The organism is Leptolyngbya sp. NIES-2104 (assembly GCF_001485215.1).
Classification (GTDB): domain Bacteria; phylum Cyanobacteriota; class Cyanobacteriia; order Leptolyngbyales; family Leptolyngbyaceae; genus Leptolyngbya.
The window spans coordinates 560,025-586,757 of record NZ_BBWW01000001.1 but is presented as its reverse complement, the minus strand read 5'-3'; the positions used below and the strand labels follow the sequence as shown (position 1 = coordinate 586,757).

The 26,733-nt window shown below is 46.9% G+C and carries 27 protein-coding genes; 12 read left to right on the top strand and 15 right to left on the bottom strand.

Annotated elements, in window-relative coordinates; genetic code table 11:
* Positions 1-11: 11 nt before the first annotated feature.
* The 4 genes from NIES2104_RS02870 to NIES2104_RS02860 form a co-directional block, all read right to left on the bottom strand.
* Positions 12-458 (bottom strand): hypothetical protein, encoded by a 447-nt coding sequence (locus NIES2104_RS02870; RefSeq protein ID WP_058995568.1) that lies wholly within the window; start codon positions 456-458, stop codon positions 12-14.
* A gap of 180 nt (positions 459-638) precedes the next feature.
* A complete protein-coding gene (locus tag NIES2104_RS33265; protein WP_263970890.1) occupies positions 639-764 on the bottom strand; it encodes a hypothetical protein in 126 nt (41 codons plus the stop codon).
* Positions 765-1,048: 284 nt separating this feature from the next.
* Entirely contained in the window at positions 1,049-2,545 is a 1,497-nt protein-coding gene (locus tag NIES2104_RS32850; RefSeq protein WP_058995566.1) for a DUF2382 domain-containing protein, read from the bottom strand.
* Positions 2,546-2,662: 117 nt separating this feature from the next.
* Positions 2,663-3,529 (bottom strand): DUF2382 domain-containing protein, encoded by an 867-nt coding sequence (locus NIES2104_RS02860; protein WP_058995564.1) that lies wholly within the window; start codon positions 3,527-3,529, stop codon positions 2,663-2,665.
* Positions 3,530-3,812: 283 nt separating this feature from the next.
* Here NIES2104_RS02860 and NIES2104_RS02855 point away from each other — a divergent pair, with 283 nt between their 5' ends.
* The 4 genes from NIES2104_RS02855 to NIES2104_RS31545 all read left to right on the top strand — a co-directional run bounded on the left by NIES2104_RS02855 (position 3,813) and on the right by NIES2104_RS31545 (position 6,772).
* Complete coding sequence (locus tag NIES2104_RS02855) at positions 3,813-4,616, top strand: DUF2996 domain-containing protein (RefSeq protein WP_058995562.1); 804 nt, start codon at positions 3,813-3,815, stop codon at positions 4,614-4,616.
* A gap of 93 nt (positions 4,617-4,709) precedes the next feature.
* Positions 4,710-5,399, top strand: a complete 690-nt coding sequence (locus NIES2104_RS02850; RefSeq protein ID WP_058995560.1) for an HAD family hydrolase — start codon at positions 4,710-4,712, stop codon at positions 5,397-5,399.
* Between the two features lie 37 nt (positions 5,400-5,436).
* A complete protein-coding gene (gene tal / locus NIES2104_RS02845; protein ID WP_058995558.1) occupies positions 5,437-6,585 on the top strand; it encodes a transaldolase in 1,149 nt (382 codons plus the stop codon).
* A 10-nt stretch (positions 6,586-6,595) separates the two neighbouring features.
* Positions 6,596-6,772, top strand: a complete 177-nt coding sequence (locus tag NIES2104_RS31545) for a hypothetical protein (protein ID WP_156426852.1) — start codon at positions 6,596-6,598, stop codon at positions 6,770-6,772.
* Between the two features lie 137 nt (positions 6,773-6,909).
* Here the strand turns inward: NIES2104_RS31545 and NIES2104_RS02840 are convergent, their stop codons facing one another.
* Positions 6,910-7,095, bottom strand: a complete 186-nt coding sequence (locus NIES2104_RS02840) for a hypothetical protein (RefSeq protein ID WP_058995557.1) — start codon at positions 7,093-7,095, stop codon at positions 6,910-6,912.
* A gap of 246 nt (positions 7,096-7,341) precedes the next feature.
* Here NIES2104_RS02840 and NIES2104_RS02835 point away from each other — a divergent pair, with 246 nt between their 5' ends.
* The 5 genes from NIES2104_RS02835 (at position 7,342) to NIES2104_RS02815 (ending at position 13,042) form a co-directional block, all read left to right on the top strand.
* Positions 7,342-7,635: a hypothetical protein gene (locus tag NIES2104_RS02835; protein WP_058995555.1), complete on the top strand. Its 294-nt coding sequence runs from the start codon at positions 7,342-7,344 to the stop codon at positions 7,633-7,635.
* Positions 7,636-7,726: 91 nt separating this feature from the next.
* Positions 7,727-8,887 carry a sigma-70 family RNA polymerase sigma factor gene (locus tag NIES2104_RS02830; protein ID WP_058995553.1) on the top strand — a complete coding sequence of 387 codons (1,161 nt, stop codon included), beginning with the start codon at positions 7,727-7,729 and terminating at the stop codon, positions 8,885-8,887.
* Complete coding sequence (locus NIES2104_RS02825) at positions 8,884-9,987, top strand: DUF1822 family protein (RefSeq protein WP_058995551.1); 1,104 nt, start codon at positions 8,884-8,886, stop codon at positions 9,985-9,987. Before NIES2104_RS02830 ends, NIES2104_RS02825 begins: the two co-directional genes overlap by 4 nt.
* Before the next feature lie 3 nt (positions 9,988-9,990).
* Positions 9,991-12,330, top strand: a complete 2,340-nt coding sequence (locus NIES2104_RS02820; RefSeq protein ID WP_058995548.1) for a CHASE2 domain-containing protein — start codon at positions 9,991-9,993, stop codon at positions 12,328-12,330.
* Entirely contained in the window at positions 12,296-13,042 is a 747-nt protein-coding gene (locus NIES2104_RS02815) for a DUF928 domain-containing protein (RefSeq protein WP_058995546.1), read from the top strand. Before NIES2104_RS02820 ends, NIES2104_RS02815 begins: the two co-directional genes overlap by 35 nt.
* Positions 13,043-13,137: 95 nt before the next feature.
* Here the strand turns inward: NIES2104_RS02815 and NIES2104_RS02810 are convergent, their stop codons facing one another.
* On the bottom strand, positions 13,138-13,776 hold the full coding sequence (locus NIES2104_RS02810) for a response regulator transcription factor (RefSeq protein ID WP_058995544.1): 639 nt from the start codon (positions 13,774-13,776) through the stop codon (positions 13,138-13,140).
* A complete protein-coding gene (locus tag NIES2104_RS02805; protein WP_058995542.1) occupies positions 13,773-14,945 on the bottom strand; it encodes a sensor histidine kinase in 1,173 nt (390 codons plus the stop codon). Before NIES2104_RS02805 ends, NIES2104_RS02810 begins: the two co-directional genes overlap by 4 nt.
* Before the next feature lie 172 nt (positions 14,946-15,117).
* On the opposite strand from NIES2104_RS02805, the gene NIES2104_RS02800 reads away from it, so the two are divergent.
* Positions 15,118-16,032: a hypothetical protein gene (locus tag NIES2104_RS02800; RefSeq protein WP_058995541.1), complete on the top strand. Its 915-nt coding sequence runs from the start codon at positions 15,118-15,120 to the stop codon at positions 16,030-16,032.
* A gap of 382 nt (positions 16,033-16,414) precedes the next feature.
* Here NIES2104_RS02800 and NIES2104_RS02795 read toward each other — a convergent pair whose 3' ends face one another.
* Together NIES2104_RS02795 and NIES2104_RS02790 are read right to left on the bottom strand one after the other, a co-directional pair.
* Positions 16,415-17,593, bottom strand: coding sequence for an MFS transporter (locus NIES2104_RS02795; RefSeq protein WP_058995538.1), 1,179 nt, complete (start codon positions 17,591-17,593; stop codon positions 16,415-16,417).
* A 54-nt stretch (positions 17,594-17,647) separates the two neighbouring features.
* Positions 17,648-18,388, bottom strand: coding sequence for a glucose 1-dehydrogenase (locus tag NIES2104_RS02790; RefSeq protein ID WP_058995536.1), 741 nt, complete (start codon positions 18,386-18,388; stop codon positions 17,648-17,650).
* On the opposite strand from NIES2104_RS02790, the gene NIES2104_RS31540 reads away from it, so the two are divergent.
* Complete coding sequence (locus tag NIES2104_RS31540; RefSeq protein WP_202815027.1) at positions 18,388-18,552, top strand: hypothetical protein; 165 nt, start codon at positions 18,388-18,390, stop codon at positions 18,550-18,552. The genes NIES2104_RS02790 and NIES2104_RS31540 overlap by 1 nt on opposite strands.
* A gap of 6 nt (positions 18,553-18,558) precedes the next feature.
* On the opposite strand, the gene NIES2104_RS02785 is transcribed toward NIES2104_RS31540, so the two are convergent.
* The 3 genes from NIES2104_RS02785 to NIES2104_RS02775 are packed head-to-tail and all read right to left on the bottom strand — an operon-like array spanning position 18,559 to position 21,207.
* The gene (locus tag NIES2104_RS02785; RefSeq protein ID WP_058995534.1) at positions 18,559-19,593 is read right to left on the bottom strand and encodes an aldo/keto reductase; all 1,035 of its coding nucleotides are present in this window, start codon (positions 19,591-19,593) and stop codon (positions 18,559-18,561) included.
* Between the two features lie 18 nt (positions 19,594-19,611).
* Positions 19,612-19,794 carry a hypothetical protein gene (locus tag NIES2104_RS02780; protein ID WP_058995532.1) on the bottom strand — a complete coding sequence of 61 codons (183 nt, stop codon included), beginning with the start codon at positions 19,792-19,794 and terminating at the stop codon, positions 19,612-19,614.
* Between the two features lie 9 nt (positions 19,795-19,803).
* Complete coding sequence (locus NIES2104_RS02775; RefSeq protein ID WP_058995530.1) at positions 19,804-21,207, bottom strand: sensor histidine kinase; 1,404 nt, start codon at positions 21,205-21,207, stop codon at positions 19,804-19,806.
* A gap of 236 nt (positions 21,208-21,443) precedes the next feature.
* Here NIES2104_RS02775 and NIES2104_RS02770 point away from each other — a divergent pair, with 236 nt between their 5' ends.
* The gene (locus NIES2104_RS02770; RefSeq protein WP_058995529.1) at positions 21,444-23,123 is read left to right on the top strand and encodes an FAD-dependent oxidoreductase; all 1,680 of its coding nucleotides are present in this window, start codon (positions 21,444-21,446) and stop codon (positions 23,121-23,123) included.
* 405 nt (positions 23,124-23,528) lie between these two features.
* On the opposite strand, the gene NIES2104_RS02765 is transcribed toward NIES2104_RS02770, so the two are convergent.
* The 3 genes from NIES2104_RS02765 to NIES2104_RS02755 form a co-directional block, all read right to left on the bottom strand.
* Positions 23,529-24,467: an FTR1 family protein gene (locus NIES2104_RS02765; protein ID WP_058995527.1), complete on the bottom strand. Its 939-nt coding sequence runs from the start codon at positions 24,465-24,467 to the stop codon at positions 23,529-23,531.
* Between the two features lie 81 nt (positions 24,468-24,548).
* Positions 24,549-25,553: a helix-hairpin-helix domain-containing protein gene (locus NIES2104_RS02760; protein ID WP_058995525.1), complete on the bottom strand. Its 1,005-nt coding sequence runs from the start codon at positions 25,551-25,553 to the stop codon at positions 24,549-24,551.
* Between the two features lie 127 nt (positions 25,554-25,680).
* The gene (locus tag NIES2104_RS02755; protein ID WP_058995523.1) at positions 25,681-26,676 is read right to left on the bottom strand and encodes a multicopper oxidase domain-containing protein; all 996 of its coding nucleotides are present in this window, start codon (positions 26,674-26,676) and stop codon (positions 25,681-25,683) included.
* Positions 26,677-26,733 lie beyond the last annotated feature (57 nt).

The window sequence follows — 26,733 nt, the reverse complement described above, 5'->3', positions numbered from 1 at the left end:
AAAGTTAACAATTAGCTTGCAGACTGATACTGAACTTGTTTCGATTGCTCATCGTATTGAGCAGTTAGAATCAGTTTCTTGTCAGGAGCATAAACCAACACCGTTAAATCTTGGTTCGGGAAGTTCTTGTGGAAGCCTTGAGCCAAAGATTTTGCCAAGTCTTTCACTTCAGTTGGACGCACCTGAGACGAAATTACAACACCTAATTTATTGTTATCGCGCACATAGGCATCTTTAATCAATCCTTGACTAGTCGTGACAACCCAGTTGCCGAAGTCTTGACCCACGACTGAATTACCACGAGCAAGCTGACCATAGCTACCTGGTTGCGCCGTTTGAATCGGTCGAGCCGCCTGAGGCTCTTTCGCGGTCGCAGCACTACAAGCCGTAGTAAACGTCAACAGTATGACTAGCGCAATGGTTGTTAGCCATCTTCGACTCTGCTGAAAAAAGCCCATTTTCCCTCCTTTACGACCTTGGCTGCTCTAGTTTGCAAGGTATTACTCATCAAGCTCAAGCAAATCCTCTGTATTTACTTGAGAATAGAGTCTCGATCGATGCGATGCGTCACTCTTAAGCCGCATTTACATATACCTCTAAAGGCACTGCTTAGTAGAAGAGCGACTCGCAGTGTTTCTTCAGAGCAGCGTTGCCAAAATTTGATTACCAAGATTGCCAGGAACAACGATCGATTGACGTTTCTCCAGTGCGTTTAACGTATCCCGCACAACGACCGTAGCAGGTGTTCCTACAATCGAAGACAAATCAACCAGTAGTGTAGAGAGCAGTTCACTTCATTGACGACCTTCTGCGGAGTGAAATAGACAAAAAAAAAGCCTCTCATGCAAGAGGCTTCACGTTCTTGAGTTAAATCTACCTTGCTTCCATGACTTGCTTGAGTCGATTTAAATCCTCATCAACTTGCTGCTACATACCTTTTACTGACCAACTCTGTAAGCTGCTCCCTTTCGTTTACCCATACAAAGTAGAGCTTTCCTCGATAGCAACAAAGACCGAAGTAGAATCAGCCCTTGGTGCAAATTCTCAACTACTTCTTAACATGACCATTATTACGATCGACATCCAAGCTCCCGTCCGTGCCAGATTGCATGTCGATGTCTAGCTCTTCTCGACGAAGTGTTTCCTCAACACTCGCAGTTTCATGATCAAGCTCTTTTCTGATACTAACTTCCTCTCGCACAAAGGTTTCCTTGTGAATGTCTGGTGTTTCCGCGTAAGTTTCGATTCGAGTTTCCCCTTCACCAAAAGCGATGTTACCTGGCGCAAACGTTTCTGACCCTGTTGGAGTGCTGCGCTCAATCACAACTCGCTCCGTTTCAATGGGGACAGATACCTGTACTTGGTCTGTTTCCACTCGTTTATCAAAAGCCACATCTCCCACTTTCTGCCGAGTTTTGTCAGCGACTAATCTTTCCTCGTACAGCTTGATGCTTGGTTCTTGTTCATCCAGAACCACGGGAGCAACTGGCGTAACCGGAGTAACGGGAGCCGTCGGAGGAACTGCAACCACGGGCGGCACTGCAACAGGTGCGATCGCAGGAGTCGGACGCGATCGCGTCAATAACCACCAGGCTAATCCACCCAATGCAGGAATCAACAGCAACCACCACGGAAACCCTCCGTCTTCTACCTGAGCAGGAGCCTGAGCGACCGGAGGTGAAGCCGGGGCAATTTGAGGTGAAGCCGGAACTTCAGCGCTGGCAGTAGGGGGAGCTGCAATTCCCAAAAAGGCAGCTACAGCGGGGTTGGGAGTGGGTCCTTTATAAGCATAAGCCAGCGGTTGAGAGTAAGGATAACGAGGATCACTGGGCAGTGTCTTGTGCATCGGGATAACGCGGACACCTGGAACGTTTTCGACTTGATCCGCAATCGCATAGCTAATTCCTCTCGCTCCTAGGTTCTGTGCCACTGCCTCGGTGCTATCCTCTGATAGTTTCGTCGCATTGGCAGCAGCAACAAAAGGAGCTTGCTTAAAAATATCGTAGCTCTGTAGAGCTTGTCTAGTATCGCTCGTTTCCGGTCGATCAATCAACTGAATTGCTCCGGGCGCACCTCCCACTTCAGACCAATCTGTGATTTCACCACGAAAGATTTGGGCGAACTGTGCAAAGGTTAAATCGCCGTTGAACGGATTATCTGCGCCGACCACGATCGCGATTTTGTGGCGCTTTTGTGGCGCTACAACCAATCCTTGTGCTTTCTCTTCAGCCGTAAGCGGGCGACCAATTGCAGCTAAATCGGTTTCACCTTTCGCGACAGATTGCAGAGCGGCGTTTGTGCCGTTATAGCTAGTTCTAACATCGGTATTAGGAGACTGTTGCTGGCGAATCTCATTCGTCACCTTCATGCTGCTTGAGCCATCAATCTTTACCGTTTCTTTGTTAGAGGCGGGTGCACCGGGAGCAGATTGAGCTAGGACTGAATCCAGCTTAAATGATGCGGCGAATGTCTCAGGAGCAGTGACGAAGGTTAGCAGTAGTGCGAAAGACGTGATCAGTGTCTCTGGAGATTGAAGTTTTTTCATCTTATTCGTTTGTATTGAAAGTCTATGTTAAGAATTTCAGGCAGAGCCAAAAGGTAGCTTTGCCTGAATCGTTTGAAACGTTAAGGATTGCTCAACGTTGTGCAATGGAGCAGAGTGCTACTTGGGGCGCTTCTTAGAACGCGAGTCGGTTCCTTTATCTACCACCGGGCGACCTTCTGTATCAACATCTAGCTCTTCTCGGCGCAAGGTTTCTTCAGTCGTAACAGTTTTTTGATCGACTTCTTTTCTGATGCTGACTTCTTCGCGGACGAATGCTTCTTTGCGAACATCGGCAGTCTCTTCGTAGACTTCCATTCGCGCCACTTCGCCTTCTTGGAACGCAGTGCTGTCAGGAGTTACGGCGGTACTGGAGGTAGCAGTCCGTTCAATCACGACCCGCTCTTTCTCGATCGGCACTGAAACTTGAGCCGTTTCGGTTTCGACTCGTTTGCCAACTGACACTTCACCCGTTTTAGCGCGGGTTTTGCTGGCGATTAGTCGCTCTTCGTACAGGCGCAAATTCTGATGCTTGCTTTCGTCTAGATTGTACAGGGCTGGATCATGATCATCGTAGGCGTAGGAATTGCGATCGTAGTTTAGTGATGCAGAATTTTCGAGCGATGCTGTGCCCGTCGCCATTGGACGATACACCTTCCGCACCTGTTCTTCATGCTCATAATCAACGGGCATTTTTCCATCATATTGAGGCAGGGCTTCAACTTGAGTACGAGTTAAGCCATTGACAACAACACGACGACCTTTGCTATCAATCTGTGCGCTACCGATCGGCAACAACACCTTTTTACCAAAAATCCAAGCCCCAGTATTGATAATCAAGTAGCGAAGCTTGCCTGAATCGTCAACCAGCAAATCTTCAACTGAACCCACTTTGTCCGTACCTGCATACAAATCAAATCCAACAATATTATCATCAAAATGATTCTGATACTGAGGATCAAAGTCTTTAATGGTGTGAAGTGGCATTGTTATTTTCCTTCGCTTTGTAAAAGCGTTTGTTGTTCTTATAACAGTGGAGATGAAAACCAGATTGTACGTCCTTCTTTAGTAATACTTGTCAATTTACTTTAGATCAAAAGCACCTTGAATTAGTAAATGTTTTTCTCCTTCGTTGATTAAAGCGGCTGAGTTATTCTGATGGTCATTTGGCTCTTCGCTTCTCAGCAATTAGGAGGACGAAATACGCAATTGAGCCTCTAGGCTAGTAGATAGAGACAGAATTCTAACAATCGTTCCAGGCTAAGCACTCATGTCATCCGAAGCAATCACAAATCTCCCTCAGCAAGAAACTTCTGAAGTTGGTGAATCTCAGTCTGAACCAGTCGAGCCAGAAACAGATAAAGCTCCTCAAGCTGCGAGAGATGAATCTAGTGACGATGCTCCTAATTCTCCTGAAGAAGCACCTTCGATCGAAGAAGAAAATATTAGTGTTGCTAGAGTCGCTGAGGATGTGGTCAAAGAAAATATTGTTAGTACAACGGTGGCTGAATCTACAAGCATTCCTTCAGCGAATGCCCCTGATCCTAGCGCAGTCAGTGGAGATAATCCCAACGCTTCAAAGATAGATGAATCTAGAATTAGAACGACCGAGGAGAGTATCAAGGGCAAACCTGGATCTCAAGCAAAACCAGCGAAAGAGAAAACAAATCAGCCAGCACAAGAAAAGAAATCTAAAGCTCCTGGTGCTGAAACAAAACTGTTTGCGGACTTTATGCAGCAGGACTATGTGCCTGCACTTCAGCAAATTTTGACGAAGTTGGAGCTACCAGACGTAGAAATCGCGTTTCAGAAACAAAAGATGCCTCTTCCAGGCTACACTCACGTCGAATGTTCACAAGTCATCGGGCATTGGAACCGGGGACAAGACCAATTTACTGTTTACTTTTTTGATGACGACGTTCAGGGACAGCGAGGGTTCTCATTAGCTAACGCTGGAACGCATCCATCAACGCTTGAACCGTTCTGGATCGATGAACGCAAAGTGAATTTAGATGTTTTAGTGTTGGGCGTTGTTCAGAGACTACACGCTGAAAAGTGGATTGGTCGCAATTAGTGTTTGAACTGGGAATGTAGTGGCTGCTTTCTATGGAATGTAAGTGCTTCTGACTCTTGTGTAGCGAAAAGACGTAGTAATCAAGGTTAAATCATGGCAATTCAAGGTGTACTAATCGACATTGATGGCACATTAGTGATCAGTAATGATGCTCATGCTCATGCTTATGTCGAAGCGTTTGCGGAGCAGGGATACGAGATTAAATTTGAAGCGGTTCGTCCTTTAATTGGAATGGGCAGCGATCAGGTGATTCCGCGCATGGTTGCAGAACTCGATGGAAAAGAAGGAGTTGGTAAAAAAATTGCCGATCGACGAAAAGAATTGATCATTGAAAAATTCAGTTCCAATTTATCGCCTGCTCCTGGTTCACGCGATCTAATTCAACGCATGAAGCAAGATGGCTTCAAATTAGTGGTTGCGAGTTCAGCGACGAGTGGAGAGTTATCAAGCTTACTCAAAGCCGCTCAAGTAGAAGATTTGCTTGGTGAGGAACCGCAGACCACTTCTGATGATGCCGAGGCTTCTAAGCCTGAGCCAGATTTGGTACAAGCAGCGCTCAGCAAGGTGCAACTGCAGCCAGAGCAAGCCATTATGCTGGGAGATACTCCTTATGATATTCAAGCGGCTTCTGCTGCTGGAGTGCGTGTGATTGCGTTTCGCTGCGGCGACTTTAAGGATGATCAGCTTGCCGATGCGATCGCAATTTACGACAACCCCGCCGATCTACTGCAACACTACGAACAATCACCCCTGGGACAACGCGAAACAGTTCAAGCAAAGTAGAAAACGTCAATAACAGATAGCGATTTAGGAGAATACGATGGCGGGTAATCAGATTTTGGCGGTTCGAGACTATGGACAGAGTATTTGGATGGATAATTTGACTCGTGATCTAATTCAGTCCGGCGAACTGCAACGCCTGATTAAAGAACGCGGCATTCGTGGCATCACGACCAATCCAGCCATTTTTGAGAAAGCAATTTCCGGCAGTAAGCTTTACGATGCTGACATTGAAGCAGGCATTCAAGCTCAAAAGTCAGTTGAGCAGATTTATGAATCGCTCATTTTCGATGATATTCGGAATGCTTGTGACATTCTGCACCCGATTTATGAAGAGTCAGGTGGATTAGATGGCTATGTCAGCATCGAGGTTCGACCCACGATCGCAGATGACACGCAAGCAACGATCGAGGATGCCCACCGCTACTATCAGGAAATTGGACGCGCAAACGTCATGATTAAGATTCCTGGAACGATGAGCGGATTTGAAGCGATCGAACAAGTGATCCGAGAGGGCATCAATGTGAATGTCACGCTTCTATTTAGCTTAAAAAACTACATTGATGCGGCTGAAGCTTATTTGCGCGGACTAGAAGCGCGTGTGGCGAAGAATCTGGACATCAGCAAGATTGCATCCGTTGCCAGTTTCTTCTTGAGCCGAATTGATAGCAGAGTTGATGAATTACTTGATGAAAAGCTGGGGACGGTTGGAACAGACGGAGCGCAATTTTCAGCCCAATTGACTGCGGTCAAAGGGAAAGTTGCGATCGCGAATGCCAAACTTGCCTACGAGCAGTATCAAGAACTGATCAAGAGCGATCGTTGGCAAGCACTCAAGGCGAAAGGCGCAAACGTACAGCGTTTATTGTGGGCAAGCACAGGAACGAAAGACCCGACCTACAGCGATGTGATGTATGTTGATGCGCTGATTGGTGCAGATACGGTGAACACGTTGCCGCCTGCCACGATCGAAGCTTGTGCCGATCATTGCGATGTTGCCGATCGCTTAAGCACAGACCTAGATAAAGCGCACATCCTCATCGAGAATCTGAAAGACCCAGACATTGATATCGATCTTGAGCAGGTGATGGAGTATGTTGCAAAAGATGGGATTGGTAAGTTCATCAAACCTTATCAGGCAATTATGCAGTCTTTGGAAGGAAAGGTAAAACAACTCGCCTCGGTTTAATTGTGGAACAATGATGAATTTCTCAATGCTGCGCGATTATCTGTTGTTCATTCAAGAAGTTCGCCGTCCCGCCCCGCGATCGCTGCAAGACTGCTTATCGATCTGTTCTTGCGCTCCATCAGAGGACGAATGCCCAGAATTAGAAGCTTGTTCAGCGTGGTATAAGCGATCGCACAAACATAAGTAGCAACACAATAGTTCTTTTGCAGGTGACGGGTCTAACGGGTCATCTGCTTTGCTATATCTTTAGTACTGTAATCTGGGTATTGAGTCCCTTTCTCAGAATGATTAAAGTCAGTGGAGAGGTCGCCCTCTTCACTGACTTTAACCACAAACCGGCTTCCCGTCTGCTCCAATGAGTACAACCCCTGATGGGCAGGATTGCGGCGTGACATCACTGGTGGATTGAGTGCCAGCGTTTCCAGCAACAGCAATTTGTCCACTTTGAAACGCGATCGCGCTTGCAGCCGTGACAACTGTGAAAACAGTCATGAGAACGTGACGAAACATAATGAAACTCCGGTGAGTGGGTAATTTGAACCTGCAAGTGGGTTCAAGCGCTTGCAGTCCTGAAAGATGGGTAAGATCTCGCTTCAGGGCACCTTAGCTGCAATCAGGACAGGACTTCTTGAATTGCCATTGCAACCTACGCAAGCGAACGGGGGCAATCGTGAAGCTTCATCGAGACTTTACTTATGGCTCAGCATTACTTTTTTGATCGTGAAGCTTCGAGGAATCTGACGCAAGTTTAGTGAAATGAGTCATCAAAGCAGTCCGAAACCCAATCAATGCGTCAAGAGAATTGGCGATAGAGAAGTTGTCACATTTTTTTCAGTCCTTCTCTTCACAGTTCTGGGAACTCCAGCGATCGCTGCAAAAGCTCTTGAACGTGAAGGAAGTTACGTGCTAGTTCTTAAACCAGAAAGCGGCGGCAGCACCCTCACCACTCGTAATCTATTCTTCGGCAGTCGAACTCGCCCTAGTGGAGGCGCGATCGTTCACTACCATGCAGCAACTTCTTACAGGCAGAAAGCGACTGCCGGGATTTAATGGATGCTTCAGATCCTTAGCGCTGCGATCGCAAATTTCGCAAAATTTCAGTCTGATATACTGAATCACTTGGAAAAATAAATCTCTATTCATGAAGTCACGTCAAACCCTCGTAGAACTATTTTCTACATTTGTAGAGTTTACGGATGATTGCTTCCATCGATGGGTGAGCGATCGCGTTCTTCAAAAAACGATGCAAAACGGTTTAGCTGAGCAGCCTGAGACATCAGAAGCTTACTGGATACTCTACTGGCATCAGCAGTGGCACGCTCAGGCAAAACGGCGTGCAGAAGCTCATCTCTGTGCTTATGTCCAGGAACCCTGCTACTGGGTGGCACAGCGAATGGCGCGAGACGGCGTGCAGCACTTAATTTCTGATTGTTTTCAAATTGCGATCGTCGCCTTACCAAAAATTCTCGCGGATTACCAACCCGCGCAGACTGCCTCTCTCAAAACTTACGCTAGTCTAGCTTTTGGTAATGCGATTCGGGATACATTGCGTCAGCAGCGACAAGCCGATCAACGGACGGACTGGGGTTTACTGCGGAAGTTGAGTCAGAAGCAATTCATTGAATCGCTTCAAATGGCGGGATTTTCGTCAGCAGCGATCACGCAAGAGCGCCTCGCCTGGATGTGCTTTAAAACTTACTGTGCGCCTGATCAGAACCCCAAGCAACTCTCGCCGCCCAATTGGGAAGAAATTGCTAAGCTCTACAACACCCAAAGTTTGCATAAGGCGACTCCAGAAGCGCTAGAAATGAGGTTGAAGCGATGTGCAAGGCAAGCACGAGCTTATTTGTATCCTGCGATCGCATCTCTAAACGTCAGCCGAGACGATACGACTGGAGAGCTTCAAGATACTTTGCCGGATCATAATGCGACCCCTTTCGCGGTTTTAATCAGCCAAGAAGAATTTGCAGAGCGGCGATCGCACTGGTCGCAAATCCAATCAGTATTAACCACAGCCTTAGAAAATCTTGACCCTAAATTTCAGCAATTGTTGACTTTATACTGTCGAGATGGATTGACGCAGCAAGAAATTGCCAAGCAGCTTGAAATGAAACAATATACGGTTTCTCGTCGATTGAGCAGTGTGAAAGAAACATTATTACTCGCTTTGGCACGATGGAGCCAGGATAGTCTGCATATTTCACTCACCTCGCCCGCACTGAAAGACATGAGTGTCGTAATCGAGGAATGGTTACAACAGTACTATCAGCCAGAGCGCCGTTTAGAGGGGGATTCACGATGATGCTTGCATTTGATACATCAGTCCAGGTTCTAGAGATTCCGGAAAGGATTCAGCAAGACGCTTGGCAACAGAGTCAAAGCATCACTCCTCTGGGTCAGCGCTGGCAAGCTTATCTGAATCAGGTTTGTTTGCAAACGGTTCTAGATTGGCTGCAAGAGAAGTCAGGCAGTGAGTTTCTGAGTCGAACTACATTTTGGGAAATGGTGAATGGAAGTGCAGTGCAGCTTGGAGAGAAAGACATCATCTTAATTCCGGTTGAGTCAAGCGATCGTACTGAATTTCGCGTACCTCAAGAGTGGGTTGATATTCCTGATTGGATTGGAGATTACTATTTTGCGATCGAGTTCGATGCGGATGAACAGCTTCTCTATGTTTGGGGCTATACAACTCATCAGATGCTGAAAACTCAAGGGCGATATGATACAGACGATCGCAGTTATGTCTTAGCAGATACTGATCTGATTCAAGATATAACTGTATTTTGGGTGATGCAACAACTTGCACCAGAACCCACTCGTGTTGCAGTCCCTCCTTTAGTTCAATTATCAGAAGCACAAGTTGAGAACTTAACGCAGCGATTAGCAAATTCAGTCATTCCAAGATTAGAAGTCCCCTTTGATCGGTGTGGAGCATTACTGCAACAGCGATCGTTAGAAAGGCAAAGTCGCACACCTTCGGTCAATTTGAGTCAGTGGTTGAATCATGCGTTTGAAACAGGATGGCAAAGCATTGAGACTTTTTTGCGTTCTGAACCTAGTTTTAGTTTTCGAGGAGATGAGGCTTCTGATTCAACCATTCGACGAGTGAAGCGACTGAAACTGGGGGCTACCGATGCTCTATTGGTGGTGAATCTTGATGTCGAAGCAGACGATCGTAGACGAATTTGGGTACAGCTTCTACCCCAAGCGCCTGAATCCGTTTTGCCTGAAAGTGTTTCGCTTACATTGATTTCAGACACTGCTGAAGTATTGCAATCAGTACAATCGGGCAGTGAAAGTAACTATCTGCAACTACGGCGATTTCGATGTGCGATCGCAACTCAGTTTCAGCTAGAAGTCACGGTATCGGGTGTTCGTGTGGTCGAAACGTTTGTGAGTTGAACGATGACACAGCTTGTTGTTCTCAATTTGAGTGGAGATTTTCAGCAAGGTTGTGGGGTCACAGCACAACTTTGGAGCGCAGACCGAGCGACTCCGATTCAGATAACAGGCAAATTATCCTCAGCATCAGGGCTAAATTTTCTCTATCAGCGTTGGCAGCAGTTGTATGAAGCAGTGAATGCCCATCGACGGTTGCGACGACTGAGATCGATTGAGATTGAAGAGGATGAAGCTTACCCAACGGATGTTTCTGAAGCAGCGTTCAAGCAACTTTGTCAGGAATTGCAGCAGCGGTTAAATCAATGGTTACAAATTGATTCTTTTGCGAAGATCGATCGACAACTGCGAACGCATTTAAGCAGAACAGATGAGATTCGAGTGATCGTTGTTGCTGAAGATCGTTCACTGTTGCGATTTCCCTGGCATCTTTGGCAATTTTTTGAAGACTATCCTAGAGCAGAATTAGCCTTGAGTTTGCCAGAATATACGCGATCGATTCAAACGCATTCACCGAGCGAAAAGATTAAAATATTAGCAATTCTGGGCAACAGTCAAGGAATTAATACAACTAAAGATCAGCAGTTATTAGAACAGCTACCGAATACTGAGCTTAGATTGCTCGTTGAGCCAGATTTAGAAACGATCAATGAGCAGCTTTGGGAAACAGGCTGGGATATTTTATTTTTTGCTGGACATAGTTCGAGTCATATCACTGGAACGATTCAAATTAATCGAACTGAGACATTAACGATCGAGCAGTTACGCTATGGATTGAGAAAAGCGATCGAGCGAGGTCTAAAGTTAGCCATTTTCAATTCCTGTGATGGATTAGGCTTAGCTTGGGATTTATCTGATTTGCACATTCCGCAAGTGATTGTGATGCGCGAACCGATTCCCGATCGCGTTGCTCAAGCTTTTCTCAAACATTTTCTTTTCGCTTTCTCAAATGGAACATCATTCTACCTTGCAGTACGAGAAGCGAGAGAACAACTCCAAGCACTAGAATCTGAGTTTTTATGTGCAACTTGGCTGCCTGTGATTTGTCAAAATCCTGCCGAACAACCTCCGATTTGGCAACAATGGAGCAAGCATCAACCGATTCAATCTAAAATCCCAAATCTCAAATCTCAAATTGCTAAGCTTTTACTCGGTAGTACTGTCGTTACTGCTGCGGTGATGGGTGTGCGATTTCTTGGATTGCTGCAACCGATGGAACTCTGGGCATACGATCGCATTTTACATCTCAGACCGACTGAATCCCAAGATGCGCGGCTCTTGATTGTGACGATCGACGAATCAGAAATCCAATCCCAAAACCCAGATCAACGACGCGGATCGCTCACGGATCAAACGCTCGATCGACTTCTACAAACTTTAGAGAAAGCTCAACCGCGTGTGATTGGATTAGATGTCTATCGTGACTTTCCGACTCAGAAGCAATATCCAAAACTCATTCAACAACTTCGCCAAAATAAGCGCCTCGTTGCTATTTGCAAAAATAGTGATGCAAAGTATGATCCAACCGGGATTGCTCCTCCCCCTGAGTTATCGATTCAACAAGTTGGATTTAGTGACTTTCTAGCAGATTCCGATGGCGTTTTGCGGCGACACATCTTATTCCAGGATGCTGATCCGACTTCTCCTTGTTTAGCTCCCTATGCGTTTAGTACAAGGCTTGCATTTCGTTATTTAGCAGCGAATCAAATCAAACCAGAATTTACTTCAGACGGTAATCTAAAGCTAGGCAATACGATCTTTCACCGCTTGCGCGATCGTGCCAGTGGCTATCAAGGCATTGATGCAGCAGGCAACCAGATTCTACTGAACTACCGATCGCTATCGCAGTTACAAACGATTGCTCCTCAAGTGACGCTGACTCAAGTTCTCACAGGCAAAGTTCGCCCTGAAGCAATCAAGGATCGGATTGTCTTAATTGGGGTGATTGCGAATAGCAGCGGGGATTTTTGGACAACTCCGAAAGGGGCTGGAGTCGATCATCGTGTTTCTGGGGTATTTGTTCAGGCACAGATGACGAGTCAGATCATCAGTGCTGTGTTAGATCAGCGATCGCTGATTTGGGTGTGGCAAAGTTGGATAGAAGGACTTTGGATTTTTAGTTGGGCGACCGTGGGTGGTTTGATCGGGTGGAAGTTGCGACGAATGTTGCTCATTGGAATCGGTAGCGTTGCCATTCTGGGAATCACCGGACTGAGCGTAATTTTTATAACAATTGGAGCTTGGATTCCACTCATTCCCGCTACGATCTCACTCATTGTAACGGGTAGCTGTGTTTACGGTTTGAATCGATATGAAGCAAATTTGTTTGACGATCGCAAATCTTAGCCTTCTCATTTTCGCTCAGTCAGGAGTGGCACAACTGCCAACGAATCCGATTCGAGCAGGGCAAATTGTCTTCAATGATCCAACACCGCCGAGTCAAGGATCTCCGGATGGACGGCAGCAGGGAGGAGCAAGTCGGGGAGATTGTCGATCGTTTGAGCAATTAACCGCTTTAGTTCCATCAACTCAGGGGAAAGTTTGGGGCAAAACAATCAGCGATCGACCGAGTTTTTGGTTTTACTTACCGAGTGAGCTAACAGAAAAAACACCGATCGAATTCACGCTCCAAGATGAGAATGATCAATACATCTACAACACTCGATTCAGTGCTGCGAAGACAAAATCAGGATTGATTCGGCTTACTGTTCCAGCAACCGCAAAACCTTTGGAAGTGGGTAAGTCCTACACTTGGACATTCTCGGTTTATTGCGACCCCACAAAGCCCTCAAGTTCGGTTTTTGTACAAGGTTCGATTCAGCGTGTGACGTTGGATCAATCGTTGAAAAATCGTTTAGCAAACCAGGTCGCCTTCCAGCAAGTGCAACTTTATGCTGAGAATGGAATTTGGTTTGAGGCGTTTGATGGATTAGCAGAGTTATATCGAAAAGATCGTGCGATCAATTCTGCTTGGGGGAGTTTGCTGGAGCAGGTAAAGCTCGATCAACTTAAATCGGCTCCGTTCACGGATTGTTGTAAGCTTCAGAGTAGTCGGTAGAGATGGGAAAGATCTGAGAGCCTACATCATGGTCAACAAGCGCCGACAGGCTCAGTATTTCCAAAACTCACCACAATAGTTCTACACCTGTAGTACTAGGGCAGCAGATGTTGTTTTGCCCAAAGCGCCGCTTGAACTCGATTACTCACGCCAAGCTGATTCATAATCCGAGTCACATAATTTCTTACCGTTCCTTCTGTTAAATAGAGTGTTTGAGCAATTTCTTGATTATTTTTGCCTTGTCCGATTAAGCTTAGTACTTCCTGTTCGCGTTTGCTTAATGAAGGGTGACTGTCTGCTTCTAAAGATTGATCCTCTCGTCTGAGTTGAGCAAATACTTTCGGCGCGATCGTCGGTCCGAGCTGACTGTATCCCAAGTAAACTGAGCGAATCGCGATCGCAATCTGCACAGGCGGCGTATCTTTGAGCAAATAGCCCAACGCACCCGCCCTCAAGCATTGTTCAATATATTCATCATCATCAAACATCGTTAGCACCAAAATCCGAATCCAAGCATAGCGTTGATGAATTTCACGAGTGGCAACTACGCCATCACAAATTGGCATCCTCACATCCATTAGAATCACATCGGGTTGCAGTGAAGGAACAATTGCGATCGCGTCCTGTCCGTTCTTGGCTTGCCCAACGACTTCTAAATCTGCCTCTAGGGAAAGCAGTTTCGCCAAATCCTGGCGAAAGATCGGTTGGTCATCCACAATCAACAGACGAATCATAACGGAATTGTGATTTGAATTTGTGTCCCTAGCCCGATCGTGCTGTGGATCGTCAGATGACCGCTCAAGAGTTGAACGCGCTCTGTCATTCCTTTCAAGCCAAATCCTGCCTGTTGTTCAGCCACATCAAATCCCTGACCATTATCCGAGAGTGCGAGGGTGAGTTCTTCGGTGGTGAACCGACTGTTAAGATAAGCTTCGGAGGCATGGGAATGTTTTTGAATGTTGATTAATCCTTCTTTTACGATGCAGTAGAGATGATGCTGAGTAGGCAACGGCAGCGGTGGTAAGTTAAGGTTCCATCGCACACTTAAATTCTGATTATGCCGCAACTGCTCCATCAGCGTCGTTAAGGCTTGAGTCAGGTCAAAGTCGGATTGGCGAATGATTTGCAGTGATCGCTTCACTTCGGTCATGCTCTGAATCGCCAGCAATTTTGCCATATCGACCGCGATCGCGGCTTCTTGCGGATCGCGATCGCGCATTGCTTGAGCAACAGATAACCGCGCATTCAAATCGGTCAACAAATGCCCTAAAGAGTCATGAATGTCACGCGCAATGCGAGTCCGTTCCAGAGTTGCCGCTAGCGTTTCCACTTGTTGCGTGAGTGCTTCGGCGCGACGGCGACTTTTCTGTTCTGTGATCACAACCAGACTGAGGTACACCACAAATGTAAGAATGGCAGCATAAGTCACAACAAACTCTAACAGCCAGCGCCAAATCGGTTGTGAGTTAGAAAGATTGAGCGTTGTGCTCGAATTGCTCACAAACCGCTGAAGCAGCGTGTAGTAGTACAATAGAATGTTCAACAGCATACTTTCAACAATAGTGATGCTGAGCATTCTGCGCTCCAGTAAGAAGCAACTTTTAGCGATATAAAAGTAAAAAAGCAAATCCCACTCTAACCCAATCAAGCGAATCGACATCGCCAAAAAGAGTCCGCTTAGGAGATAAATCTGTCGTTGCCAGGGTGGACGATCGATTGGCAAGATCTGACTTAACCCAATGAAGCCGATCGCATAAGCCACGATTTTTAGAAACTCAGCCCACGAACCGCTATACAGAGCATCCAATCCATACACCACAAAGAAAGCAGCAATTAATAGCCACTCAATGTAGCGCAACGTTCTCCGAAATGTTGGAGAGAAATCCATCACCGGGTTCAACATAATACAGCCTCAGCAACGAAGAGACTCTCATCGATAATATGCGATCGTAACCCACTCAAAGATATGACTCCTGTCATAATTTTCCTAGCTCAAGCGATGACGCAGATCACTTCTGCTGCGTTGTCCCGCCCTGTTACGCTGCTTCGAGGTCTACTACCCTTGAGGATGAGCAATGGAATTAAAGACTACCTTGTCAGGTCAGACAGTGAACAATGTAGTACGCGAGGTTGGAATTAATGCGAATTACTGGTATGCGATCTCGGGGTCAAAAGATGTGAAATTGAAGCGAATTTTGCCCGTTCAGCTTTGGGAGCAAGTCATCTTACTGTTTCGCGATCGTCAAAATTGTATTCAAGCAGTAGACAATGGTGGGAAGATGCACAGCTACCCTGTGCAAGAAAAATATGGCATCATTTGGGTATTTCCAGGTAATCCAGTCTTAGCAGAGCATCAATCCTTACCTAAGATTCCTGAGTATGATGATCCTAATTATTTGAAGCTGTGTGTCAGTGCTCACTTTAACGCACATTTTTCGATTTGTAATGAAAACGCGATGGATGTATTCCACGGGTATCGACATCAAAATTTGCAGGGTTGGTTTGATCCAGCACTAATCAAACTGCGTCAAACTGATGATTCAGTCACCGCAGATTACCAGGTATCGTATAACAATCTGATTGCGAAACTGTTAGGCTCAAGCAATGGGAAAGTGACGAAGAAAGTGATGACAGTAAGTTTTCGTTATCCTCATCTTGTCAATCGATTGGAAGATAGCTCAATCCTATACCTGATGCGAGTGCCCGTTGGAAAAACAGAAAGTCGATCGCTGTCGCTCTTATTTCTAAAATCTCCTGTTCCACAATGGTTATCGTATATATTACGCCCTGTGTTGCAGCCGGTGATTGTCCATTTACTATTTCTGCGCTCTCTCAAACAGGATATTGAAATGATTGAGAGCGAACAGGAAAATTATCTCAAAAATCCGCAGCGACGGTATGTCGAAGTAAATCCAGCGATTCACGCGATGCAGCGATTGACCATACGGCAGTACGAGCAGTATTTGCAGTCTCGTAAAGCTAGCGTTTAAAGGTGAAGCGATCACAACGATTCAAGACAGAGTTCTATCGTATTATTGCTACCACTGATGGTCTTGGTGATTTGCAGGTTGCCAGAATTAATTTGAGTCTCTCGTTTGATGCTGTGTGGCTTCAAATGAATACAACTGCTGTACCTGTGTGTACTCAATTGGTATATCAATATCGATCGCAATCTCTTCGGGAGTGTCCGCTCCAATATCTAACCCTAGCGGCGCATACAGTTTCTTAAGCTCAACCTCGACAGCTAGTTCATCCTCTATCTACAAGTCTTGCAGCAGTTGTTTAGTCCGCTGCTTCGGTCCAAGAATGCCAGAAATGCAGGTCATCGATCGCAGCATAGGCAGCTAGGATAGCTTGAAGTTCACTCATACTTCATACCGTTCGTTGAGGTCGAGTCATCACAAAAAAGGTGGCAACGCCTAAACTAATTAGAACTCCGCCCGTCAATCCATAGGTTATCGATAAGCCAAATCGCTGACTCAGCGGTTGGCTCAACAAGGGAGACAGAAATTGACCGAGAAAAAAGCAGGTTGTCCATCCACCGAGTACACGCCCGCGAAATTGATCAGGGGTAATCGACGCAAGACAGAGATTCATGTTTGGCATCAGTAAGCCGAGTCCAAATCCTGCGATCGCCAGCCCTAAAATTACAACCACATATCCATTGGCGAGTGCAATCACTCCATACCCGACTCCCATACTCAAAAACGCCATTTCATAGATGCTGACAAAGGTGAAACGAGCTTTGAGGCGTTGATACAGAAACGAGCTTGCAGCAACAAATAGGGTAGAAACTGCGATCGCCATTCCACTTTGAGAAGCAGTTGCGTTCGTCAATTCTCGTAAATAGAAGGGCAACTGAACTGGGATCATGTAAAACGCGGCTTGAGTGATTAACGCGATCGCATAGGTAAACACAATCAGCCCGATCGGTAAAGTGGCGGGTTCTGAACTCGTTTGATCTGAGGCAGACGATCGCTCTCGGTTCGGTTCAGGCAATAATAGCAGCACCGCAGGCAACAACAACAACGCTACAAGATAGATGAGAAAGGGCAACCGCCAACTAACATCGGCAAGTAACCCACCGAACGAGAGAAAGACCACGCCGCCCAGTGCCATTGCAGCGGATTGCCAGCTTAAAAGCCGAGCGCGAAATGCCCCCGTGTAATAATCTGAAATCAGCGTGGTTGCGGTCGTCATGATGCCAGCTACACTCAAGCCCAAAAATGCCCGCCCAATCAGCAGAAAATAGAGTGAATTGAGCCACAATCCAGAACTACCTGCAATGCCGTAAATCAATAATCCTGTTGCGAGTAAGGGTTTGCGTCCGAGTTGGTCAATCAGTAGACCTGCGAAGGGAGCCGCGATCGCCACAAACAACGAGGGGATAGTTAAGGCTAATCGAACCAGATAATCTACATTCTCAACATTACTAAAATGCTCTCGCATCACCGGAAGCGACGGCGAAATCGTGGCATTCGACATTGCAGTTAGCGTACTAACTAGCAGCAAGATGAGTTGAACCGATCGTGAGGTTGAGGATTGTTTCATGAATAGATGAGAATCAAAGTAAATTAGGAGTAACATGAATACAAAGCAAAGCCCTTACACCATGCCGCCTGTCGCCCTTAAGTTCTGTCCAGTTACCCAATGAGCATCATCAGAAACTAGCATCGCCACTGCACTAGCAATATCGTCGGGTTGTCGCAATCGCCCCAATGGAGTCTGAGCCACCATTTGTTCTACCTCTTGTTGCTCCAGTACCAACCCATCAGTGGCAGTTAAACCGGGTGAGACCATGTTAACCACGATTCCTTTTACACCTAGCTCTTTGGCTAAACAAACACTGAATTGTTCGATCGCTGCTTTACACCCTGCATAAGCTCCGCCCGTAGGGTATGCCATTGCAGTTGCACTAGAGGACATATTGACAATCCTGCCGCCGTTCGCCATGTGATGAGAAGCTTCTTGCAGGGAGAAGTAAACGCCTCTGGTGATATCGAACATACTGTTGTATTCTTCTTCGCTCAGTTCTGCCGTTGGTTGAAAGATATTTTTCCCGGCTGCATTGTTTACCAGAATATCGATTTGACCAAACTGAGCGATCGTCTTTTGAAACAGATTGCGAACATCTGCAACCTGTCGCATATCAACTTTAATCGCAACCGCATCTGAGCCATTTGCTTTGATCGCTGAAACTACTTCCTCAGCTTTGTCTTGATTGCCAACATAGGTGACAACAACCTTTGCGCCATCTTGTCCTAATCGTTCCGCGATCGCTCGACCAATTCCACGAGATGATCCGGTGACGATCGCCACTTTGCCGTTTAACTTACCGTTTTCCATTGTTTTCTCCTAGTGAACTGATTTGCTATGAGTATGTTGCTGCCCCCTGGACACTCGGCGACTATCAAACCGTGTACGCCAAAGCGCCAGGGTCAGCAGAAATGCCGTCCGTGGGACGTGCATCGACTTGGCAAGTGTTATTTGATCTGAAGCTTTTCTACTGATGGCGCTTATGAATGAGTGAATTCGAGCTGTGAGTAAGTTCCTCCGAATAAGCGATCGCGAATCATATCACTTGCCAAAAAGTCATGCGGGAACCCTGACTCAATTTTGCTGATCTCATCCAACCGCTGTAACTGTTCTGGCGAAATCTCAATCTTGAGGCAATCGAGATTGTCCTGGAACTGAGACAGCTTTCTCGCACCAATAATCGGAATGATGCTGTCAGATTGTGCTCTGAGCCAAGCGAGTGCAAGCTGAGACGGACTACAGCCTACCTCTTTCGCAACTTGCACCACTGCATCCGCAATCTCAAGCTGATGTGGTGGAACTTGATCCCCTAAGCGATTGCTGTCTCCATTTGAGGATTGATTGTATTTTCCAGTTAGCACGCCACCGCCCAACGGCGACCAAGGCGTAACCGACATCCCAAACGCTTTTGCCATGGGCAGAAGATCGCGCTCCGGCGTACGTTGGATCAAGCTGTATTCCACTTGCAGTGCCACAAAAGGAGTCCAACCGTAGCATCGCGCTAAAGTGTTCGCTTCTGCTACGATCCAAGCTGGAGTATCGGAAATGCCGACATAGAGAACTTTACCTTGGCGCACAAGATCGTCGAGCGATCGCATCACTTCTTCCACAGGCGTTGTAAAATCCCAAGCGTGTAACCAGAACAAATCAATGTAATCGGTGTTCAGTCGTTTCAAGCTGCCCTCGATCGATTGCACCATGTTCTTGCGATGATTGCCCGAACCGTTGGGATTGCCACCGTGATTATTCATCTGAAGTGGAAACGAATACTTTGTCGCAACTACGAAGCGTTCTCGCTCATTTGCAATGAATTCACCCACAATCTTTTCACTAGTGCCATCGGTATAGCCATTCGCAGTATCGAGAAAGTTACCGCCAGCATTCACAAACGCATCGAAGATTTGGCGACTTTCATCTTTAGAAGCGCCCCAGCCCCAGTCCTCTCCAAATGTCATCGTGCCTAGACATAGCTCTGATACTCGAAGTCCACTTTTGCCTAAAAGTTTGTACCGCATTATTGAGTCTCCGATTGGTTACTGATTAATACTATCCATGAAATCTTCTGTTGGTTGGTCATGCAATCTTGCAATTTTAGGAGTCACGATTCCAGCATCGTTAAATGCAATGCCAATTCGACCCTGCTTCTGAGCACAAGCATTGATAAAAGCTTGAACGTCTTGTTCACGTCTGTTAGCAAATCGCCCTTTTGGATTCACAGTTCCCGTTTAAGTGGTTTCAGGGTTGAGCGGTAAGCAAACGGTAAAGCGAGTTCGACCTGGACGTGATTCTAAAGTCAACGAACCGCGATGTCGATTCTCCACAATTCGCCGCACCATTTCTAAGCCTAAGCCCGATCCTTTACCGACAGGCTTCGTTGTAAAGAATGGCTCAAACATCCGCGATCGTACTTCCTCCGAAATTCCCGATCCCGAATCCGTGATGTGAACTTGCAGATGATCCCGATGCCACTCGGTTTCGATCTCCAACACGCCTTGGTCTGACATGGCATCGATCGCATTATCAATCAAGTTTGTCCAGACCTGATTCAGTTCGCTACCGTAGGCAAGAAATCGCGGAATGGTGCGATCGTACTTCCGCTGAATTTCTACTCCATGCTTCAGCTTGTAAGCAAACAATCGCAGCGTGTCTTCGATCCCATCATGCACATCGATTAACTGCTGTATCCCTTGATCCAGATGCGAATAGGATTTCATCGATTGCACCAGTTCTGACATACGTTTAGCTCCATGCAATCCAGAAGTAATCATCGTCAACACATCAAACGACAACGCCAACCAGCGCAGTCCCATATCGTGCATTTCACTCTGGTCATTCTGCCAAGGCTGCATCAGATGTTCTAAGGTTTCGATCGCAATCCCGCCGGTTGCTAACGGTTCTGCAAGTTTCCAAGCCTCTTCAACCCCATAATCTTCGAGCCACTGTAAGATTTGGTCTTCGCGATCGTTCAAAGTCATAGTGTCGATCGGATGGTTTAGAATCGTGTCGTAGCCCGCGTCACGAGCTTGCAGCCATGCTTGAGTGTGGTCAGGATCAAGCTGTCGTTGTCCAGCAATCAAGTTCATCCGCTGGAGTTCAATCAAAGCAGGCACGACATCTTGCAGAGCACGCACGACTGCTGCCGCTGGGTTGTTGAGTTCATGGGCAAGTCCTGCGGCTAAAGTACCCAGCGCCGCCATCTTTTCCCGTTGACGCATAAATGAAGTGAGTCCTTCTAGCCGCCGCTGGACGGTTTGAAAGATCAGCCGTTCAAATTCGCGACACTCATGCACCAATTCGAGAAAATCGGGGTTCGTAAGCAGGTGGAGCCGACAGTCCTGCATTGCCCGCAGGGTGACTGGAACCAAATCATCGGTGAGCACTTGGACTTCGCCAAAGAACGCAGGGGCATCATGCTGTCCGACTGGAACCGCAATCCCATCGCTAAGGCGGGTTACCCCGATGCTTCCACACGACAAAATGAAGAATCCTTTGCCAGCTTCGCCTTCACTTACGAGGATGTCTCCTGCGCTCAAGTGAAGCTCTTGGGCGCGATCGCAAACCCATTCCAAGCGCGATTGCGGCAATTTCTGAAACAGTTCCAATGCCAACAGATCTTGAATACACAGCACAATGAGTCTTCCTCAAAAGGCAAGCAGCAACGAGTTTGACGCTGAAAGACAAAGATGCCCATTAGCTTAGGGGCAAAGCTGCGATTGTGACAATCTTCCGATAGTTATACGCCTGAAAATTGCTCAGTAGCAGAACCACAGTTACAGGAACTCCCCCTTGAGATGTAGCCTTTGGGTAGAGTGTCACTCGCGCCCGAATCTGTAACGATAGACAGAAATCTTTTATCCTCTTTCCTATGGCTAAACCTGTCATTTTGACCGTGGACGACGATCCAGAAGTCTTGCAGGCGATTTCGCGAGATTTGCGATCGCACTATGGCGCACGCTTTCGGATTGTGCGGGCAGATTCGGGACAAAGCGCGATCGACACAGTACAGCAACTCAAATTAAGAAATGAAGTTGTCGCGCTGTTCCTCGTCGATCAGCGAATGCCGCAGATGAGTGGGGTTGAGTTTTTAGAACAAGCACTCCAAATTTTTCCTCAAGCGAAACGTGCTTTACTGACTGCTTACGCGGACACAGATGCCGCGATTCGAGCGATTAACAGCACGCAGATTGATTACTACTTGCTAAAGCCGTGGGACCCTCCAGAGGAGCGTCTCTACCCCGTTCTCGATGACTTACTCGATGATTGGCTTGCTGCTTATCGTCCACCCTTTGAAGGCATTCGGGTGATTGGGAATCGTTGGTCGCCACAGTCGCACGACATGAAGGACTTTCTGGCACGAAATCAGATTCCTTATCAATGGCTCGATATTGAACTGTCCGAAGAAGCACAGAAGTTAGCGGACTTTGCTCAGTGCGATCGTCTTTCTTTACCGCTAGTTCTGTTTAGTGATGGCAGCAGTTTGCTCCAGCCCTCCATTCCCGAAGTGGCGGAAAAAATTGGACTGCGTACCCAAGCCGAAAAGCCGTTCTATGACTTGATCATTGTAGGCGGTGGACCTGCGGGACTTGCAGCCGCAGTCTATGGTGCCTCAGAGGGGTTACGTACAGTCATGCTCGAACGTGAAGCCCCCGGCGGACAAGCAGGAACGAGTTCGCGGATTGAAAACTATTTGGGATTTCCGGTTGGATTGAGCGGCGGTGATTTGGCGCGGCGAGCGGTAGCACAAGCACGGCGGTTCGGTGTGGAAATTCTTAGTCCCCAAGAAGTGACGGGAATGCGTGTACAAGACCCGTATCGCTATATCACCTTGTCGAATGGCAGTGAAATTAGCTGTCATGCGTTGATTCTCGGATTAGGTGTGTCTTGGCGACGATTAGAGGTACCGGGACTCGATCGCTTAACCGGAGCAGGTGTGTACTATGGTGCGGCGCAAACTGAAGCAATGACGTGTCAAGACGAAGATGTATTTATTGTGGGCGGTGCGAATTCTGCGGGACAAGCAGCAATGTACTTCTCGAAATATGCCCGTCACGTCACGATGCTAGTACGCGGTGAATCATTGACTAAAAGTATGTCGCAGTATTTGATCGAGCAGATTGAAGAAACACCGAACATTACAGTCCAACCTGATTCGAGTGTGATTGAAGCAAAAGGAGAAACGAGCCTCGAAGCGATCGTCCTGGAAAACGTGCAGACCGGAGCCGTGGAAACGGTTCCTGCTACCTCGCTGTTTATCTTTATTGGAGCCGTGCCAAGAACAGAATGGCTCGATGGTGTGGTCGAACGGGACGATCGCGGCTTTATTTTGACTGGATCTGACTTAAGGCGCACTGGAGAAGCAGGCTTGAGTCACCATCCGAAAGGCTGGACGCTCGATCGCGATCCCTACTTGCTGGAAACGAATGTGCCAGGTGTGTTTGCGGTCGGCGATGTGCGGCATGGTTCGGTCAAACGAGTCGCTTCTGGTGTGGGTGAAGGGTCAATCTGTGTGCAGTTTGTGCATCAATATCTTGCTAATGTCAGATAGTTCATCATGCAGTTTCAAGTTCAACACAGTCATGCAGACTCACGCAGCGAGAGGTGAAACTGAGCCACCACAGATCATCTCTCAAACTTAACCGAACGTGAGTTCGATCAGTCTTTCCGCTTCGATTCGACCTCGCCCCGGAATGAAATTCGGGGCTAATCGTGCGAAGCCCACTCAAGGGGGCTAAAGGCGCATGAATTGAAGGCTTGCAGTCCTGAAGGGACTTCGCATCGTCAGCCCCGAATTCTATTCCGGGGCGAGTGAACAACGGAGCGAAGGAATTCATCGAACTGACGTTCCTCTGAGTCTCGCTTTTAGCTATTCTCCTGTCTACGCAGCTAAAGTGACACCAGCGCAAAATAGCGTCACGGCTGACACATCTTGTCTATTTTACAGCGATTGCTTTTAGTGCAATTCTTGCTTACGGCGTAGAGAAAATATTGATCGACCAAACAAGGACTGAAAATACAAACTACCCACGGTGAAAAGAAACCCTAAATAAGCGATCGCTTGCACAAGATATAAGCGATCGGTGTATCCGAACAGCGCACTTAAGATCGAACCCGGAAACTTCTCAGCAGGTAAAACTTTGCTAAAGTTCCACACCATACCCCCAAGTACACAGTCGCGATCTTGGGGTTTAGCAAATCGCTCATAGAAGAAACACAGAGAAGCAGATTTGCGATCGACCTGTGACAACGCAGACATACCCGCATCAAAATGTCCCAGTGCAGTCACGACTAAGCCGGAAACAATCAAGAGCAGTAAAACGCCCATGACCATGAAGAACTTCCGAATGTTCAGGCGAATCCCCCAACGGAACAACAAGGCTCCAATCGCTGCGGCGATCCCAATTCCGCCGAGTGCGCCGAGTGTTGGAACAATTCCCTGCTGAAACTTTCCAGCAATGAATAGAACGGTTTCAAATCCTTCTCGAACCACTGCAAAAAAGACTAAACCAAAGATTCCCCAACCTGCTTGAGCATCTTGTTTGAGTGCAGAACCGATCGCACCTTCAACATCTTGCTTGAGCGATCGAGCATTGCGCGTCATCCAAATCAGCATCCAACTTAGACAAGCGATCGCTAACACACTAAACGAGGCTTCTAGAAATTGTTCGACTGAACTGCCTGCTGCTCCAGCTTGCTGCACAATCCAACCAAACAAAACTCCGATCATTCCACTAGCTGCAAGTCCCACTCCGACTCCACCCCAGACCCATCCTCTTAGATTGCGTCGATTGGCTTTGTTGAGGTACGCCAACACGATCCCAATCACTAAGGCAGCTTCGACCCCTTCGCGTAGGGTGATCACAAAAGTCGGAATAGCAGAACTCAAATCCATGATGGACTCCAACACAAGATAAACGAAACATTCAAAAAGGCAGACCAAGCTTGATCTGCCGAATATAATCATGGACTGATCTTACGAGGCTTTGGCAACTTTTTGAGTGCTGCTCTCGATGTCTTTGATCAAAGCTGAAACTTGATCGCTGGTGCTAACAGGCGTTGCAGGAGGAGTCACTGCCGCCCAAGTTTTTGATAGTTCAGCTAGCTTGGTTTCAATTGTTCGATGGGCATCCGGTTGAGATTTTGCCATTGCTGCCGAAATGCCTTTGTAGAGTTCATTTGCATAGACAACGAATCCGCGTGAATCTTGGTACTCAATCACTTGAGCGATTTTGTTATCTGCGATCGCGGCTCCATATTCTGAATTCGCCGTGTCTAATAAACCATTCATTACTTGCAGAACAAAGTTCGGAGATTGACGTTGAGCAGCAGGTAAAACAGCGATCGCAGTTTCTACCGATTGCATCGAAGTCTTGTAGCCGGTGTTCACTTTTTCAGCGTTTTTAGCTCCCGCCTTGACTTCATCTTGTAGTGCAATCAAAGGATCTTTGAAGGCTGGAACTTTGCGTTCTGTGAGCTGCTCTTCTACATCTGCATAAATTTCTTCTACAGGATGTCCGATGTGGGGTTCTGCTTGTTCTGGTTTCTGCAAATCTAGAAGTTCTTTTGCAACATAGAGATGCCCTTTCATCAAGCCGAGTTTTGTCATGTAATCGACATCTTTTGCTTCACCTTCGAGCTTGATATCTTCGATCGTCACCATATCTTTGATTTGATCAAACTGTTGCTGATTGATCACGTTCTTAGCGACTAGTTCTTCAGTCTTACCGTAGGGACGACTTCCCTGAATCTTATTAGAAAGTGCTGGTACACCAAGCTTTGCTTCTAGCTTGTCGAGTTCAGACAGAATTGCACTGTTAATGTTGATTTTTCTGCCACCGTGCGCTGAATGGGTTGTAGCAGTATCAGTTGCAGCAGGAGCAGAACTGGTCGTGCTTGGGGTTTGAGAACTGCACGAAATCAAGACGCTCAAGCCCAACGCACAAAGAAAACAAGCTAAGAATTTAAACTTGATAGACATGATTCGAGATTCCAGAAAAGTGTGTAGAGAAACTTCTGTTATTGAAAATCTTTCTACTTAAGGATTGACTTCGCTCATTGTGAAGCTTAATCAGAGTTTTTGTCAATAAGTGGTTTGTTAAGTTCAGCTAAGCATTGGGGATGACCTTGAACGCGCCCATACAGCCTGCTTCGGCTACGTAATCTTGGTGTGGATGAAACATAAATTCGCCCGTGTGATGAAAACTGAACTCTAAGATGTGACGCTCAGCCGTTCCCATTGTGATCACATCGGTTTCTTCGGTCGGTTCTAGAGTTCTCCCGGTGCGATAGACCTTGAACATGTTTGCATGAAGATGAAAGGTGACAACCGGATCAAATTCAATCATGTTCAGGACGTACAGGCGCACTAACTGATCTTGTTGAATGGGAATCGGATTTCGCATGTAATAGTCGGGCAAGCCGTTGAATGCGTAGAGTTCATTTTTACGATCGTCATTCACGTCGTATCCCGCCATGATTAACACCATTTCATCGGCAGGCGATCGCGGTGTCGGTGGATCAATGATGAACATGCCATACAAGCCTTTTCCCACATGGCGCGTGATTGGCTCGATATGACAGTGATAGAGATGTACCCCGTACGGTTCTGCATCGAATTCGTAGATCTCTACCGTGTTGTGTTTAACGGGTTTTACGCCGTCCATCTCTGCGGGGTGCATTCCGTGAAAGTGCAGTGAGTGTGAGTGTCCCGCCTTGTTGTAGAAAATGACACGAATGCGATCGCCTTGGGTTGCTCGAAAGGTTGGACCCGGAACTCTACCATTGAGATTCCAAGTGACAAATGAAGTGGAACCATTTAGCTTTAACGGGGAAGTACGTGCCTCGACGCGGAATTCTCGCACGGTTCGACCGTTTTCCTGGCTGACTGTTCCATAGTCGAACTCGCGTAAGACTGCGAGGGGATTGGCGGCATCTTTGGTCTGGGGAATGTCAAGTGGGGGAATGATGACTTTAGCGTTTTTGCGATTTTGAGCGATCAAATTCAGTCCCAAAACTGATCCAGCTACGCCTGTTCCAGAGATTAGACCTAATTGGATTAATTGCCGACGGCTTAGCGTTTTGAGATGATTAGGGGTTGCCATTATGCAATTTCAAGGATGGTAGAAAGCCGATCCTGATTATCGATGACTTTACAGTCC

What these genes read in the sequence shown, in the direction of transcription:
- NIES2104_RS02870 (WP_058995568.1), bottom strand. Translation starts at nt 458, where the DNA reads ATGGGCTTTTTTCAGCAGAGTCGAAGATGGCTAACAACCATTGCGCTA.
- NIES2104_RS32850 (WP_058995566.1), bottom strand. Translation starts at nt 2,545, where the DNA reads ATGAAAAAACTTCAATCTCCAGAGACACTGATCACGTCTTTCGCACTA.
- NIES2104_RS02860 (WP_058995564.1), bottom strand. Translation starts at nt 3,529, where the DNA reads ATGCCACTTCACACCATTAAAGACTTTGATCCTCAGTATCAGAATCAT.
- NIES2104_RS02855 (WP_058995562.1), top strand. Translation starts at nt 3,813, where the DNA reads ATGTCATCCGAAGCAATCACAAATCTCCCTCAGCAAGAAACTTCTGAA.
- NIES2104_RS02850 (WP_058995560.1), top strand. Translation starts at nt 4,710, where the DNA reads ATGGCAATTCAAGGTGTACTAATCGACATTGATGGCACATTAGTGATC.
- tal (WP_058995558.1), top strand. Translation starts at nt 5,437, where the DNA reads ATGGCGGGTAATCAGATTTTGGCGGTTCGAGACTATGGACAGAGTATT.
- NIES2104_RS31545 (WP_156426852.1), top strand. Translation starts at nt 6,596, where the DNA reads ATGATGAATTTCTCAATGCTGCGCGATTATCTGTTGTTCATTCAAGAA.
- NIES2104_RS02840 (WP_058995557.1), bottom strand. Translation starts at nt 7,095, where the DNA reads ATGTTTCGTCACGTTCTCATGACTGTTTTCACAGTTGTCACGGCTGCA.
- NIES2104_RS02835 (WP_058995555.1), top strand. Translation starts at nt 7,342, where the DNA reads ATGAGTCATCAAAGCAGTCCGAAACCCAATCAATGCGTCAAGAGAATT.
- NIES2104_RS02830 (WP_058995553.1), top strand. Translation starts at nt 7,727, where the DNA reads ATGAAGTCACGTCAAACCCTCGTAGAACTATTTTCTACATTTGTAGAG.
- NIES2104_RS02825 (WP_058995551.1), top strand. Translation starts at nt 8,884, where the DNA reads ATGATGCTTGCATTTGATACATCAGTCCAGGTTCTAGAGATTCCGGAA.
- NIES2104_RS02820 (WP_058995548.1), top strand. Translation starts at nt 9,991, where the DNA reads ATGACACAGCTTGTTGTTCTCAATTTGAGTGGAGATTTTCAGCAAGGT.
- NIES2104_RS02815 (WP_058995546.1), top strand. Translation starts at nt 12,296, where the DNA reads ATGAAGCAAATTTGTTTGACGATCGCAAATCTTAGCCTTCTCATTTTC.
- NIES2104_RS02810 (WP_058995544.1), bottom strand. Translation starts at nt 13,776, where the DNA reads ATGATTCGTCTGTTGATTGTGGATGACCAACCGATCTTTCGCCAGGAT.
- NIES2104_RS02805 (WP_058995542.1), bottom strand. Translation starts at nt 14,945, where the DNA reads ATGTTGAACCCGGTGATGGATTTCTCTCCAACATTTCGGAGAACGTTG.
- NIES2104_RS02800 (WP_058995541.1), top strand. Translation starts at nt 15,118, where the DNA reads ATGGAATTAAAGACTACCTTGTCAGGTCAGACAGTGAACAATGTAGTA.
- NIES2104_RS02795 (WP_058995538.1), bottom strand. Translation starts at nt 17,593, where the DNA reads ATGAAACAATCCTCAACCTCACGATCGGTTCAACTCATCTTGCTGCTA.
- NIES2104_RS02790 (WP_058995536.1), bottom strand. Translation starts at nt 18,388, where the DNA reads ATGGAAAACGGTAAGTTAAACGGCAAAGTGGCGATCGTCACCGGATCA.
- NIES2104_RS02785 (WP_058995534.1), bottom strand. Translation starts at nt 19,593, where the DNA reads ATGCGGTACAAACTTTTAGGCAAAAGTGGACTTCGAGTATCAGAGCTA.
- NIES2104_RS02770 (WP_058995529.1), top strand. Translation starts at nt 21,444, where the DNA reads ATGGCTAAACCTGTCATTTTGACCGTGGACGACGATCCAGAAGTCTTG.
- NIES2104_RS02765 (WP_058995527.1), bottom strand. Translation starts at nt 24,467, where the DNA reads ATGGATTTGAGTTCTGCTATTCCGACTTTTGTGATCACCCTACGCGAA.
- NIES2104_RS02760 (WP_058995525.1), bottom strand. Translation starts at nt 25,553, where the DNA reads ATGTCTATCAAGTTTAAATTCTTAGCTTGTTTTCTTTGTGCGTTGGGC.
- NIES2104_RS02755 (WP_058995523.1), bottom strand. Translation starts at nt 26,676, where the DNA reads ATGGCAACCCCTAATCATCTCAAAACGCTAAGCCGTCGGCAATTAATC.